Genomic DNA, 13,797 nt, shown 5'->3' with positions numbered 1-13,797 from the left:
GTCAGCCGTTGAAGCGTTTTGCGTAAAAATCGACGATCTGGCTGACCATATCGTCGCCTTGCCCCGCATCGCGGGCTTGCTCTAATGCAGAAAGCGTGCCTTTTGACATGATGCTGTCTACGCCTGCATCTTGGGTCATTTGTGCGTAATATCCGACATCTTTTGCTGCGTTTTTAATGGCGAATTCAAGCTTGGTGGGATCTTTGTCAACGCCGTAGGCAGCAACAAAGTCCATCATGCCGGAATGCAGCGGGCCCGCGGCCATAACGCCGTGCATCTGTTTGCGGTCGATGCCGGCGACATCGGCCATTGCAAAGGCTTCGGCCATGGCGTTGGCCACGGTCATTCCAAAGAAGTTGTTGATCAGCTTGATGGTGTGGCCTGCACCAAGAGCGCCAAGGTGGAACACGTTTTCGCCAAGGTCTTTGAGAGTGGGCTCAATCGCGTCAAATGCCGCTTTGTCGCCGGCGCACATGATATTAAGCAATCCGTCCTTGGCATGGGCGGGGGTACGTCCCAACGGGGCATCGAGATAGGTGCCGCCAGCGTCGGTCACTTCGGCGCCCAAAGCACGGGTGGATCCGGGCAAAGACGTTCCGAAATCGACGACGGTTGCACCGGGTTTCAACCCGGCGATGACACCGTCAGCACCGCGCATGCGGGCCTCGACGCTGGCAGATGTGTCCATGCACAACATCACAATATCGCTGGCGGCGGCCACATCACGCGCCGTGGCCACTTCCGTGGCGCCGCGCGCAACAGCCGCGTCAATATTGGGGCGTGACCGGTTGGCGGTGACGGTGACCGCGTAGCCTTTGTCTTGCAAACGCCCGACCATAGCTGCGCCCATAAGGCCAAGGCCAATAAATCCGATAGAGGGTTGCGTCATGACATGTTCCTTTTGTCGAGTGGTATTTACTGTTTTTGTTGGATCAACTGGGTTTCGATTTGCAGGGCGATGTCCAGGGATCGTGTAGCACAAGCCACATCGATCAAGGGGGCTGCCCCATCCATCACGGCCACAAAGTGATCCAATTGCGCCGCCAAAGGTGGCATTACATTATGGTCTGGCACCAAGGGCTGAACTTGCGCAGGGCTGCCCCAGTCTGTGCCACCCCAAAGTGTCATGGACGGAAAGCTGATCGCACCGGTGGTGCCCATGATCCACATCATATCCTGGCCTGTGGTTCCGATGTTCGGATTTTCGCCGGTACCGGCTTCAAAGCCCCACGGGCTTGGAGTGGTGTCCGCAAAGCTGATCGTGCCAGTTGCTCCGTTTTCGAACAAAAGTGCGACAGCGCCGCTTTCGATCCGCTCTGAACCGCGCAAAGCGGTGCCGGCAAGTGCGCTGACTTGTGCGATTTCACCAACAACAAAGCGCAAAATATCGATGTCGTGCACCAGATTGATCATCACGGGGCTGCCCCCCGCGGTGCGCCAATTGCCTTGAAAATACTCATCGGGTTTGCGCATGGCCCAGATCAGATTGGCCGCAACAACTGTGCCAATGGCGCCTTCAGCAAGCAGGAACTTCAGCTGTTGCACAGGCGCGTGATAGCGCCGGTGGTGCCCCACCAACGAACCGACATCGGCTGCAAATACAGCAGCTTGCAGGGCTTCTGCCTCGTCCAGTGTTTCCGCCACTGGCTTTTCGATCAACATATGCCAGCCACGCATTGCGGCTTCTAACCCGTGCGCACCATGCAAGCCGGTTGGCGTTGCAATGATGACCCCATCGACATCGTCAGGCGCGTGTTTCATGGAAGCGAAACGCGGCACATGCGGCGCAATAGACATGTCCGGATCCACCAGTCCAACCAGTTCGCAGCCTTCATGCGCCAGCACCGCATCCACGTGCCGACTGCCGATCAATCCGCCGCCAACGACCAAAATCCGTTTCACATCGTGGCTCCGATTTGCCAGGGTACGAATTCGTAGTCACCCAATCCTTGCGCTTCGGATTTACTCTGTGCGCCTGAGGCCACGGCCAGAAACATCTCGTAAATCTCGCGGCCTTTTTCTTCGATGCTGATGCCTTGGGTCAGAATGGTGCCTGCATCAACGTCCATGTCTTCGACCATGCGCGTGGCCATCTCGGAATTGGTTGCGATTTTGATGGTAGGGGCCGGTTTCGATCCAAATGCCGATCCGCGCCCTGTCGTGAAGCACACCAATGTGCAGCCCCCTGCAATTTGCCCCGTCACCGACGCGGGGTCGTAGCCCGGGCTGTCCATAAACGTAAACCCGTGTGCGGTGACAGGTTCGGCATATTTGAACACACCCATCAATGGTGTGGTGCCGCCTTTGGCTGCGGCCCCCAATGATTTCTCGAGGATCGTGGTCAAACCGCCAGCTTTGTTGCCCGGCGAGGGATTGTTGTCCATCGAACCTTTGTTGCGGCTGGTGTAGTCTTCCCACCATCGGATCAGGCTGACCAGCCTGTCACCTGTGGCACGGTCATTGGCGCGGCGCGTTAACAGGTGTTCGGCACCGTAAATCTCGGGTGTTTCGGCCAACACACCTGTGCCGCCCTGCGCCGCCAGCAAGTCGCACGCGTGGCCCAACGCGGGGTTGGCGGTGATGCCGGACCACGCATCGGACCCGCCGCATTGCAATGCCACCATCAGATGGGACGCAAGGCAGGGGGTGCGGGTGTATTCATTGGCCAAAGGCAACATTGCCGCGACCTTTTTGATGCCCAATTCCACCGTTTGACGCAGGCCCGCGACATTCTGGATGTTCATAGTCTGGAACAAGGGGCCTTGTTTCAGGCCGTATGCGTCAAGAAGCCAATCGATCTGGTTCATTTCGCATCCCAGCCCGACCATCACCACGCCCGCATGGTTCGGATGTTTGGCATAGCCCCACATTACACGCTGCAATGCCTCGAAACCTTCGCCATCGCCGCCCATGCCACATCCTGTGCCATGCACAAATGCAACGACCCCATCGACGTTGGGATAATCGGCCATCATGTCCGGCGTGAAATGATCTGCGATCATACGTGCAGCCGTGGCAGAGCAATTCACCGACGTTACAATGGCGATATAGTTGCGTGTGCCCACGCGCCCGTTTTCACGTCTGTACCCCATAAAGGTATCACCTTCGGCGGGCACAACATGGCGCAAGTCCGTGCCGAATTCATAGGCGGCTTGCGTGTTCCTAAAGTCGACGTTTTGGGTGTGGACATGATCGCCTGCCACAATATCTGCGCTGGCGTAGCCGATCAGCTGGTTGTACTTGCGCACGGCTTCACCTGCGGCAATGGGTGCCGTCGCGATCTTGTGGCCGGACGGGATCAGGGCGCGTGTTTCAATGGTCTCTACCGTCACGCCAACTTCAAGGGCGCGGGTGGCTGTGACCACATTGTCAGCGGGATCAAGGCGTACAAAGTCCATAGGAATTCCTAAAGTTCACGCACAATATGGCGCGTCTGATTGCCAGCGGTGGATCGGAGTGTGTGGTTGCGTCGCAAGGCGGGCGCGGGCGTCTTCCCACAAGGATTTGTAAGTCTGCCAGTCGCGCAGTTCCAATGCAGGATTGCTGCGCGACCGCGCCACAAATTCCGGGAAATGCTGACGCCCTGACGGTTGACCCGTTTTATGAAACCGGATGTCAAAGGACCAGCGAAACCCGTCTGTGGTATTGGGCAAAGATCCATGCGGCGTCAGGGGATGAAACAAGACGGCCCCACCTGCTTTGACGGGCAAAGGCATGGCGCCGGCTGCATCTATGAAACCGTCGGCGATGCCCGTCTGTGTGCGCGGGCAATGTGGCAGTATCGTTTGATCAGGAACCTGCGGCTGCACTTGCAAACAGCCGTTTTCGACCGTGGCATCGGTGATCGCAAGCCAAACAGTCACCATCTGCGTCGCATCTGCGTCTTCCAGTGCCACCGCGCGGTCCTGATGCCATTCCGTTGCCGTGATATGGGGGCGAATTTCGCCATTTTGTAACGCTGTTGCCGGGGGTTTGATACGCACATGCTGAATGGGGTTGGATGTGATTTCGGGGCCGATCAGCTGCTCCATCGCGTCCAAAAGTGGACCTGCAGTCAGCATATCGAAGATGGCCGGTCCAAAGTGAAACGGTGTGTCTGCTGCGATTTGGTCACCGGGCAAAGATATGTCCATCGGCTGAAAATAATCGCAGCGCGCGTGATAAGCCGCGAGCAGTTTGCCCCAAAAATCAAGGTTTTCAGATGCGGGCACCAGGCCCTGCTTGTGCCACTGCGCGTACAGGTCATCCAGAAGGGCCGCATATTCGACTTTCACCGCCTCAAGCACATCCGCAGGCAAAAGGTCTTCGACAACCACATACCCTTGGGTCTCAAACTGCTGAAGTTGCGCGGGTGTTAGCATATCGGCTGCTCCTACAGCAAAATCGCGATGATTGGCGGGTACAGCAGCAATACTGTCAATGCGCACAATTGGATGGCTATGAAAGGTAAAAAGCCTTTGAAAATATCGGTGAGGCTGATGTGGGGCGGGGCCACGGATTTAAGGTAGAACGCGGCGGGCCCAAACGGCGGCGACAAGAAGCTGACTTGCATGTTCATGCAGAACACGACCCCGAACCAGATCGCCACATGTTGTGGTTCAAGCTGGCCGAAGACGCCGATTTCCTCGATGGGCAAGCGCAAAACAATGGGCAAGAACACCGGAATAATCAGCAGCACGATGCCGACCCAGTCCATAAAGGCCCCCATAAACAGCAAAATCAGCATCATCGTCAGGATAATGCCCATAGTCGGCAAGTCGGCCCCGATGATCAGGTTCGCGATGTAATTTGGGCCGCCAGCAACAGTGTAAGCTCCGGCCAAAGCGGCCGCACCAATTGTGACCCAGATGATTGTGCCTGTGGATTTCAGCGTCCGTACCAAAGCGTCCCACAGAAGATCACGCATCTCTTCAATCCGCAAAATAGCACCGAAAATCGCGACAAACAAAATGGCGAAGCGGATTTCGCCAACAAGTTCTGTCGTTGGAAAGAAGACCATCGGAATGAAGATACACAAGGCAATGACAAAGCCTACGGTCATGGCAATGCGCGAAGCGCGACTGCGCACCAGATCAATCCATTCTTGGGTGGTGTAATGCAAAAGCACAGCGATCATAAAGACCGCCAAAGCGCCCATGCCCGCGGCTTCTGTGATGCCTGTGATGCCGCCATAGATTGACCCCAAAACCACGCCGATCACAATAATCGGTGGCACCAAACCCTTGCCAAGTGCCCAGGACCGCGCGGATCTGTCTTTGCCGAACACAAAGAATACGGCTGCCAAGCTGATCAGCGACAGGGTTCCCAACATGTAGAAATGCCAAAGCGAGGCCAAGGAGTAGGCATCTCCGTCGTTGGCGGCGTTCTGTCCGGAAAATTCGATATATCCGGCCCGCAGGCACAGCAGGGCTGTGCCCGCCACGACCAAAAGGTTCAAAAGTGCGAGAAACAAGCCCGCCTTTTCGCGGCCGACCGGATCGTCCGGTTCGGGATCTGGCAAGGGCGCGTCTTCGGGGCGCAGTTGTGTGCGGATGACAATGTAGAGAATGATAAACGACGCCAGCATAAAGCCCGGCAGGAAAGACGCCGTGAACAACGCCTTGATCGACGTTTCGGTGATAAGCCCGTAGATGATCAACACAATGGACGGCGGGATCATCGTGCCCAGCGATCCAGATGCGCAAATGACCCCGATGGCGAGGTTCTGGTTGTAGCCAAGACGCAGCATTTGCGGCAACGCGATCAAGCCCAGCAACACGACTTCGCCGCCAATGATGCCTGACATTGCGGCCATAATTACCGCCATGATCGAAGTGACAATGGCGATGCCGCCGCGTGTTCTGTTCAGCCACATCGACAAGCTGTCATACATGGTTTTGGCAACGCCTGAGCGTTCCAGCAAAGCGGCCATAAAGATGAAAAGCGGAATGGAAATCAGAACATAGTCGGTCAGCAGCCCGTAAATTTTATTCTGAAGCAAATTCAACGCGCCCGAACCGGGCTTGGCGGTCAGCATGCCGTCCCCGAAGGTCCATGGGGCCAGGATCAGGTCTGGTTCAAAGCGCAGAACCAGCACCAGAACAGCCAGCACAGCCGACGCAAAACCCAAGGGCATACCAATCGCCAAAAGGGCTATCAATGCGACCATCAAGATCAGTGAAATCGTACCGATATCCATTATTTTTCACCCAATGATTTTTTGATGGCTTCGATTTCGTCCAGATCGACCTCGGGGGTGCGCAGGACTTCGGGGTCCAGATTCCAGTCAGAAATCAGATTGATGACGGCTTGGATGGCGACCAACGTGATGACGATCAAAACCATGGGCTGCAAGGTGGCAGGGATCGGCGGGTTGAAGGCCGATCCATACAGCTCCCATTTGTACAGCTTGTTAAAGAAGACGTATTTGTAGCTGCCAAAGACGGTTGCCGCTGCAAAGACAAGGATAAGGATTGTGGAAATGGTGTCGAACACACGCTGCACATTGCGTGGCACCGCATCATACAACAAGACAATGCGGATGTGGCTGCGTTGCTGCATGGCGTAAAGACCGGCCAGCAAAAACACAAAGCTGGCAATCCAAAGGGTGGTTTCATTGGCCCAAAGCGTCGGGCGTTCAACGACGTAGCGCACAAACACCTCGTACAGCATGACGATTGTCAGCGTCAGGATCATCATCATGGTGACGCGGCCCAGAAAGATTGCGATCTTGTCGATCGCACGGACCGTTTCATTTTCGATCGAAGCGCGGCGGACAGTCATGACACCCAAGACGCCAAACACAGGGATGAGGATCAAAGCCGTCATATCGACAATGTCGATATGCCCGCCAAACAAGCTGCCTGCATCGACAATATCGTACAAGGCGAACAGCGCATCGATCTGGCCGTATAGCGATTCATTTTGTGGTGGGATCCAATCCAGAAAGAAGGCAGGCAACTGCCAGACAATGAAAGATATGCAGAAAAAGAAGGCAAAAGGGATTAACCATTCCCAGAGCGACCCTGACTTCATGGCGCGTTTGTTGGCCTGTGCCCTTGACTGTGTCATGTTGGTCCCCCTTCCACGGGTGTATTGCGTATCACCGGATTACGCATCCCATGTGTAGTGTTTGATAAATTCACGATCCGGTTGGACGCCGATGCCCGGGCCACCCGGGATCGCCACGCGCCCTGCATTGGCTTTCACCTGGCCCTGAATGTCCAAAGGTTGGGTAAGTAATTGGTCGCGGAATTTGTTGTCGGTTGTGTCGAATTCCAACATCGGTTCCCACGGATGCAAGCCTCCGGGCAGGGGGGGCATCGCAGCCAGCAATTGCAAATTGGTGGCCACGGCGATGGCGCTGCCCCAGACGTGGTTGATGACTGGCGTGAAATGGGCATGACACAGAGCCAAGACCCGCAAATATTCAGACACGCCGCCCAAGGCGCAGACTTCGGGTTGGGCAATGTCGAGACCGCGGTTTTCCAAAATGGCACGCCAGCCCCAGCGGTTGAATTCGGCTTCACCGCCTGAAATGTTGACGCTTAAGCCCGCGCGTAATTCGCGGTATCCATCCAGATCCTCGGGGGCGATGGGTTCTTCAAACCAATAGGCGTCTAGCTCTTCGAGCGCACGGCCCACATAAAATGCATCGGAGGTCGTGTAGGCGTGGTTGGCATCTACCATGAACCTGAAATCGTCGCCAATGCCTTTGCGTACAGCCTCGCACAGGCGCACGTCGGGTTTGGGGCCAAAACCCACTTTCATTTTTGTGGCGGCAAAGCCTGCATCCTTGATGGCGGCGGCTTCGTCGGTGAAACGGTCAGCAAGGGCGGCCACGGATTCTTCGCGCAACATCATGCCGTAGCCGTAGCACGGGACAGACGTGCGGTGCGCCCCGCCGATCAATTTGTGCAAAGGCAGATTTACGACTTTGCCCGCGATGTCCCAAAGGGCAATGTCCACGCCTGACAAAGACTGCAACGGCATACCTTTTTGGCCGTGGTCGCGCATCAGGTTGTAAACTTTGTGCCAAATGACATCGCGGTCCATCGGATCCATCCCCACAATCATAGGGGCAATGACACGCTCAACGATGGCCTTGTTGGCCAAAGCGATGGTGCCGGGACCAAAGCATTCACCCCAACCGGTCACGCCGTCGTCGGTCTCGACCTCTATCAAATGGGCCGTGCGCTGGGCGTAATACTGCTGCGAATACCCCAGACGTTCGGGCATGTCGTAGCGCAAGACGTGGGATGTGACGCGGGTGATTTTCATCGAAATGGCAGCTCTTTTAGGGAAAACGGCAGGACCTTTTGCAAAGCCCTGCCGCCAGTTTTCTTGTTTGCCAAGAAAGGCTTACTTCATGGCGCCCATGTCTTTAAGGAAGGCGATGTGGCTTTCCAACAATGCTTTGGCTTCAGGCGTGGTGGCAAATTCTGTCCAGCCTTTCTGAACCGCATCACGATAGACTTGCAGGTCCTCGGGCGTCCATTCGTACAGGTTCACACCTTTGGCGCGCAGGTCCTTTGCGGTCTGTGCATTTTGGACTTCGTTCTTGGTTGCGTTGTGCAAGGCCAAGCTGTCCATGCCGACTTCCATGATTTTTTTGTGGTGCGCAGGCATCGCATCCCAAACGTCCTTGCGGCATGCCAAGTGGTCAGCAGGCATAGAGTGGAAGCCGGGGAAGTTTGTGTGTTCGGCGATGTCGTACAGACCCAAGCCCACGTTGTTGGTCAGGTTCGCCGCGTCTGCGCCGTCAATAATACCTGTTTCAAGAGCCGTGAAGATTTCGTTGAAGTCCATCACAATTGGCGAAGCGCCCAGGTTGGCGAACACTTTGGTGGCCAAGCCGGGGGGGGAGCGGAATTTCCAGTCCTTGAAGTCACCGACGCTGCGAATGGGTTTTGTGGACGCCAGCGATTCAGGGCCGGGGATCCACCAGCCGATGAATTCCATGTCATAGCCGTTGTACAAACCGTTCAATGCCGCGCGGCCATCACCGTGCAACAGCCATGCCATTTGCTGATAGGGGTTCTGGTAGCCGCCCATCAGGTCGCCTGCGAATTGAAAGGCGGGGTTTTTACCGGTCTGGTATGCACCACCGGTCATGTCGCAATCCAGAATGCCAGTTGCAGCGGCATCAAAGGTTTCGACGGATTTTACAACAGACGAGGAATAGAACATCTCGATCTGGATTTCGCCGTTGGACATTGTTTGCACATCGTCCACGAATTTTTTGGCCATTTTGCCAGATAGTGTTTCAGGCGAAAAATGCGTTTGGATGCGCAGGCTTGTCGTCTGCGCAGTGGCGGTCAACGCCGTTGTTGCGGTCAAGGCCGCAGCGACGGCCAAGGTGGCCGCAGTTTTGAATAGTTTCATTTTGTCCTCCCAGACGTAGAGCGTCATAAGTCGGGCTTTTGATGCCCATTCCGAGTCACGCTAACAGAACGGTAGAGACTGAATCTCTGTCTGCCAAGAAAAAACTAAATTTACCAAAAATTTCGAGATTTTTATATATTGTTGAAATTCTGATGCTACTGTAAAGATGGACGGAAGGTGGGGATATGACGCAAGATATTGATATTTATGACGCTTTACGCCACCGTCTGATCGCCAACGGCTTTGTGCACGGTGCGAAACTTAAGGCGGAACATCTGCGTGCCGAATACGGATGCTCTGCCTCTACGATCCGCGAAGCATTGTTCCGGCTGTCCATTCAAGGCTTGGTGACCTTTCAGGACCAGCGCGGATTTCGAGTGCCTGAACGGTCGAAAGGTGTTCTTGCGGAATTGACGCACATGCGTGTGTTGCTGGAAGGCGAAGGCACGGTTTTGTCAATTCGTAACGGTGGCGTCGCATGGGAAGCCCGTCTAACCGCAGCACATCACCAGTTGAGCCACATTGAACGGCGCATCCATGCCGCCGATGACACAGGTGCTTTTGAAGGTATCTGGTTTGACGCAGAACGCGAATTTCACGAAACCCTGATTTCTGCTTGTGGGTCGGTCACATTGAAAGACCTGCATGCCAACGTCTATGGCCGGTTTCGACAGCAGTTGATGGTGGCGGACCGGTCGTTCGGGTTCATTTCGAAAAACATCGAACATCATCAGGAAATTTTGGCCGCCGCCTTGTCAGGGGACGAGGCCCTGACACGACAGAAAATTCACGATCATCTGGCGCGCCATCTGACTGGCGAAACATTGGGTGAGGACGCAAAACACTGACCCGCAGACCACGCGTCAGAAGATAAAATCATCACGGTCCAATTCGTTCAAACCGACCCCTTGCAGCAGAATGCTATTGCCACTGCCGGTATCGATCACAACACCGGTTGCGCCTTGAGATATATGGTTGTTCATCAGATCCGCAAAGTGATTGACGCTGCCCACCGCCGACAGGTCGATGACCTCGCCGCGTTGATCTACTTTAAAGTCACGAATGATGTCCCGCCCGTGACCTGTTGAAAACACGAAGGTATCTGCCGCAAACCCACCACGCAGAACATCATCACCTGCACCACCAATCAGTGTGTCGGCACCTTTATTTCCTCTTAGGCTGTCGTTGTTCTTGTTGCCGTTCATAAGGTCGTTGCCATCACCGCCAAACAGGATGTCATTGCCGGAACCACCGTTGATCAGATCATGTCCCGCGCCGCCATCCAACAGGTCCCCACCATTGCCCCCGATCACCGTGTCATCACCCGTTTGCCCAAAGACCTTGTCGTTGCCTTTGTCGCCGCGCATCACGTCGTTGCCATGTCCGCCCACAAGCCTGTCGTTGCCATCGCCGCCTGCCATGCGGTCATTGCCGGCGCGTCCGAACAACACATCGTTGCCGGCCTGCCCGTAAGTGAAGTCATTGCCCGATCCTCCGGACAAGTCATCCCGCCCACTGCCGCCATAAAGATAGTCATTGCCGTTTTGCCCTTTCAGGATGTCATTTTCGGTGCCGCCCCAAACAATGTCGTTCCCCGATCCGGCAAAGACCAGATCGCGATCCGTGCCACCTGCAATACGGTCATGGCCGTCACCGCCATAGATGGTGTCATGACCTTGCGCTGCATCAATCACGTCATCCCCGCCATTGCCTTTAATGAGTTGATCTGTCTGTCCGGGGTTCTTTTCCGCAAAGATATGATCTGCGCCGTTCGAACCTTTCGGGTTCTGTTGCGTCCCGTAAATCAGGCGTGCACCAGGCACATACGCAGAGGCGGGAACAAAATTCGTTGGGTCCACCCAAGGCACATCTGCGGAAGACGGTACGCCATTCAGCCATGCGGATGGCCAATCGATAAAATGGCGTTCTTCGCTGTCGGCATCCGGACCTGTGCGGCGCGCACCTTCAAGGGCATACAGGATGTTGCCATTGATCAGGATCCATTGTTGGTCCTGATGTGCTACAATTCGCACATTGTTTGGCAGGTTCGCCAGATCAACCGTTCGTCCGTCTACCACAATCCGGTCTTGGGACGGGTCAAAGTCGTCGATGCGCCCTACAACGCGTGCGTTGCTTTGGGTGACGTTGCTTGTGTTTTCAAATCGAAATGTGTCGCGCCCGAAGCTTCCGTAAACATGGTGTGCGTTCACTTCATTCTGCTTGGCAGGCACATACAAGTTGTTGTCAAAGCTGAGTGTTACATCGTCATCGCCTGCCTTGGCGCGGATATGGATTTGCGATTGCCCCGTTGCTTTGGATGTAATGAAATTCTTTGAGTTGTCGCCGAGTATTGCCAACATGCGCCACAGCCTTTCTGCTTGTGCTGCGCATCCATTTTAGATGTTCACTAAATGTTCCGGTGTTGTCCGGAACGCTTCAATAGCAGCATTTCACAGGCTTTGTTGCACGGGCATGTTTAATTTTTCGTCAAATTCGGACCAGATGTTCATAAATTGTTCCGGGGCGCAGAGGTGGCCAGTGATTTGCACGGTTACGGTCTATTTTTGAAAATCGTCCTCGAGGTAGACCTTTATAATCTCATCGAAACTGTCTTCGGCCTCAAACCCCAAGGCCTGCGCCCTTTGTGGTGCGAAATCCTGCGGCCATCCACGTACGATGCCCATGATTGCGTCATCCGGTGCCGGTTGAATTAATTTTACGGCATCCTGTCCTGCCACACGCCGCAGTGCTTCTATTTGTTGTGCAACCGTCACTGAAATGCCGGGCAAATTCAATGCTCTGCGTCCTTGCAACACCTCTGTGTCCAACTGGGCCGCTTTGCGCAGGAACCCGACTGCCGCGCGTGGCGAGGCATGCCAATGACGCACGGTGTCCGGAACAGGCAAAGGGGCCTGCACGCCGTTTAACGGTTCGCGAATGATACCCGAGAAGAATCCGGACGCAGCCGCATTGGGGGCACCGGGACGGACGCAGATCGTAGGCAAGCGCAGGGCAATCCCATCGACAAAACCTTTGCGGCTGAAGTCCGACAACATCAGCTCGCATCCTGCCTTTTGGGCACCATAACTTGTTTGTGGAGCCGTCAGGAAATCATCGTCGATCTTTTCGGGAAAGGGGGCCCCGAAAACTGCGATGGAAGAGGTGAACACAATTTTGGGGACATATGTCCCGTTGCTTGCGTCATGTTCTGCCTTCAATGCGTTCAACAGATGCCACATAGCCATCATGTTGATATCCCAACCCATCTCGAAATCGGTTTCGGCTTGGCCCGAGACGATGGCGGCGAGATGGTAAATCACATCCGGTCGCCGCGCGGCCAAAGCTTGGACCTTTGCAGGATCAGCAATGTTGCCGGTGATCTGTTGTTCCGGTGCGCCATCAGGTGGAAAGGCGATGTCGAACAAAGTCACATCAGATGTCGTAAGGCTGCGGGCCAGTTTTTGGCCAATCATTCCGCCGCCGCCCAAGATCAATACAGTCGTCATGATGGCATTCCATTGCGTGCTTTAAGTTCAAGATAAAGCCCCGAATGATCCAGATCAGCGCCCCCCATATGTTCAATAAAATGATCAAAGCGATCACGGACGGCTTGGGTCGATGGCAGTTCCAGACCAAGTGCGGCGGCTTCGGCCAGTGTATTATCCAAATCCTTGCGTTGGAACTTGGAAAGACCGCCCGGGGCGAAATCGCCTGCCGACATGCGTGCACCGTGTTGTTGCAAGATGACGCTGTCTGCGAAGCCGCCTTTCAGCGCGTCGCGTACGGCGGCTGGATCTGCGCCACCTTGTTCGATCAACAGCATGGCTTCGGCAACAGCGCTGATTGTCACGGCGACGATGGTTTGGTTGGCCAGTTTTGCCAGTTGCCCGCTTCCAACCGGTCCGACATGAACGGCGCGACCCATGGCGTCAAAGACTGGGCGCAGCACATCAAAAGTGTCCGCAGAACCACCCGCCATGATCGCCAAAGTCGCGGCCTGCGCCCCTTTGGTGCCGCCTGACACCGGCGCATCCATGAACGCCACCCCCATCGAGGACAACCGGGAGGACAGCGTGCGGGCATGTTCTGGCTTGGTGCTGGACATGTCCAACCAGATTTTTCCCGGTGTCAGCTGCGCTAAAAACTCAGCATCTTCCAGCAATGCCAGTACTGCGAAACCGTCAGATAGCATTGTGATAAGAACGTCGGCTTTGGCTAAGGCGAGGGCTGCGCTTTCGGCCCAGCGGGCACCTTTGTCCACGACAGGGGCCGCACGCGATTGCGTTCGGTTCCAAACGGTCAAATCATGGCCCGCCGCCATTAGGTTCAGCGACATGGGCACTCCCATCAGGCCGGTTCCGATCAAGGCAATGTTTCGTTTCTGCGCCATGACGCCTTCCTTCCCAAATCTATGCCATGGTCAAAGCCATAACT

Annotated in this window: 12 protein-coding genes; 1 reads left to right on the top strand and 11 read right to left on the bottom strand. The window is 55.3% G+C overall.

Annotation, left to right across the window (positions count from 1 at the left end):
- Nucleotide 1: 1 nt before the first annotated feature.
- The 8 genes from ASD8599_RS13505 to ASD8599_RS13470 all read right to left on the bottom strand — a co-directional run bounded on the left by ASD8599_RS13505 (nt 2) and on the right by ASD8599_RS13470 (nt 9,363).
- Nucleotides 2-889 (bottom strand): NAD(P)-dependent oxidoreductase, encoded by an 888-nt coding sequence (locus ASD8599_RS13505; RefSeq protein WP_108829019.1) that lies wholly within the window; start codon nt 887-889, stop codon nt 2-4.
- Nucleotides 890-915: 26 nt separating this feature from the next.
- The gene (locus ASD8599_RS13500; protein WP_108829018.1) at nt 916-1,902 is read right to left on the bottom strand and encodes a Gfo/Idh/MocA family protein; all 987 of its coding nucleotides are present in this window, start codon (nt 1,900-1,902) and stop codon (nt 916-918) included.
- Nucleotides 1,899-3,398, bottom strand: a complete 1,500-nt coding sequence (locus tag ASD8599_RS13495) for a UxaA family hydrolase (protein ID WP_108829017.1) — start codon at nt 3,396-3,398, stop codon at nt 1,899-1,901. Before ASD8599_RS13495 ends, ASD8599_RS13500 begins: the two co-directional genes overlap by 4 nt.
- A gap of 15 nt (nt 3,399-3,413) precedes the next feature.
- Nucleotides 3,414-4,361, bottom strand: coding sequence for a phytanoyl-CoA dioxygenase family protein (locus ASD8599_RS13490; RefSeq protein ID WP_108829016.1), 948 nt, complete (start codon nt 4,359-4,361; stop codon nt 3,414-3,416).
- 11 nt (nt 4,362-4,372) lie between these two features.
- Nucleotides 4,373-6,178 (bottom strand): TRAP transporter large permease, encoded by a 1,806-nt coding sequence (locus ASD8599_RS13485; RefSeq protein ID WP_108829015.1) that lies wholly within the window; start codon nt 6,176-6,178, stop codon nt 4,373-4,375.
- Nucleotides 6,178-7,050 carry a TRAP transporter small permease subunit gene (locus ASD8599_RS13480; RefSeq protein ID WP_181364487.1) on the bottom strand — a complete coding sequence of 291 codons (873 nt, stop codon included), beginning with the start codon at nt 7,048-7,050 and terminating at the stop codon, nt 6,178-6,180. The genes ASD8599_RS13485 and ASD8599_RS13480 overlap by 1 nt, the downstream gene beginning before the upstream one ends.
- A 39-nt stretch (nt 7,051-7,089) precedes the next feature.
- Complete coding sequence (locus ASD8599_RS13475) at nt 7,090-8,259, bottom strand: mandelate racemase/muconate lactonizing enzyme family protein (protein WP_108829014.1); 1,170 nt, start codon at nt 8,257-8,259, stop codon at nt 7,090-7,092.
- 81 nt (nt 8,260-8,340) lie between these two features.
- Entirely contained in the window at nt 8,341-9,363 is a 1,023-nt protein-coding gene (locus ASD8599_RS13470; RefSeq protein WP_108830183.1) for a TRAP transporter substrate-binding protein, read from the bottom strand.
- A gap of 185 nt (nt 9,364-9,548) precedes the next feature.
- Between ASD8599_RS13470 and ASD8599_RS13465 the strand changes: the two genes are divergently transcribed.
- Nucleotides 9,549-10,211 (top strand): GntR family transcriptional regulator, encoded by a 663-nt coding sequence (locus ASD8599_RS13465; protein WP_108829013.1) that lies wholly within the window; start codon nt 9,549-9,551, stop codon nt 10,209-10,211.
- A gap of 15 nt (nt 10,212-10,226) precedes the next feature.
- Here the strand turns inward: ASD8599_RS13465 and ASD8599_RS13460 are convergent, their stop codons facing one another.
- From ASD8599_RS13460 to ASD8599_RS13450, 3 genes are all read right to left on the bottom strand, one after another.
- Nucleotides 10,227-11,723, bottom strand: a complete 1,497-nt coding sequence (locus ASD8599_RS13460) for a calcium-binding protein (protein ID WP_108829012.1) — start codon at nt 11,721-11,723, stop codon at nt 10,227-10,229.
- Between the two features lie 198 nt (nt 11,724-11,921).
- On the bottom strand, nt 11,922-12,869 hold the full coding sequence (denD, locus tag ASD8599_RS13455; RefSeq protein ID WP_108829011.1) for a D-erythronate dehydrogenase: 948 nt from the start codon (nt 12,867-12,869) through the stop codon (nt 11,922-11,924).
- Nucleotides 12,866-13,753, bottom strand: coding sequence for an NAD(P)-dependent oxidoreductase (locus tag ASD8599_RS13450; protein ID WP_108829010.1), 888 nt, complete (start codon nt 13,751-13,753; stop codon nt 12,866-12,868). The genes denD and ASD8599_RS13450 overlap by 4 nt, the downstream gene beginning before the upstream one ends.
- Nucleotides 13,754-13,797 lie beyond the last annotated feature (44 nt).

It is taken from the genome of Ascidiaceihabitans donghaensis, assembly GCF_900302465.1.
Taxonomy (GTDB): Bacteria; Pseudomonadota; Alphaproteobacteria; order Rhodobacterales; family Rhodobacteraceae; genus Ascidiaceihabitans; species Ascidiaceihabitans donghaensis.
Note: the sequence above shows the minus strand (reverse complement) of the source record. Positions and strands in the feature narration are given on the sequence as shown.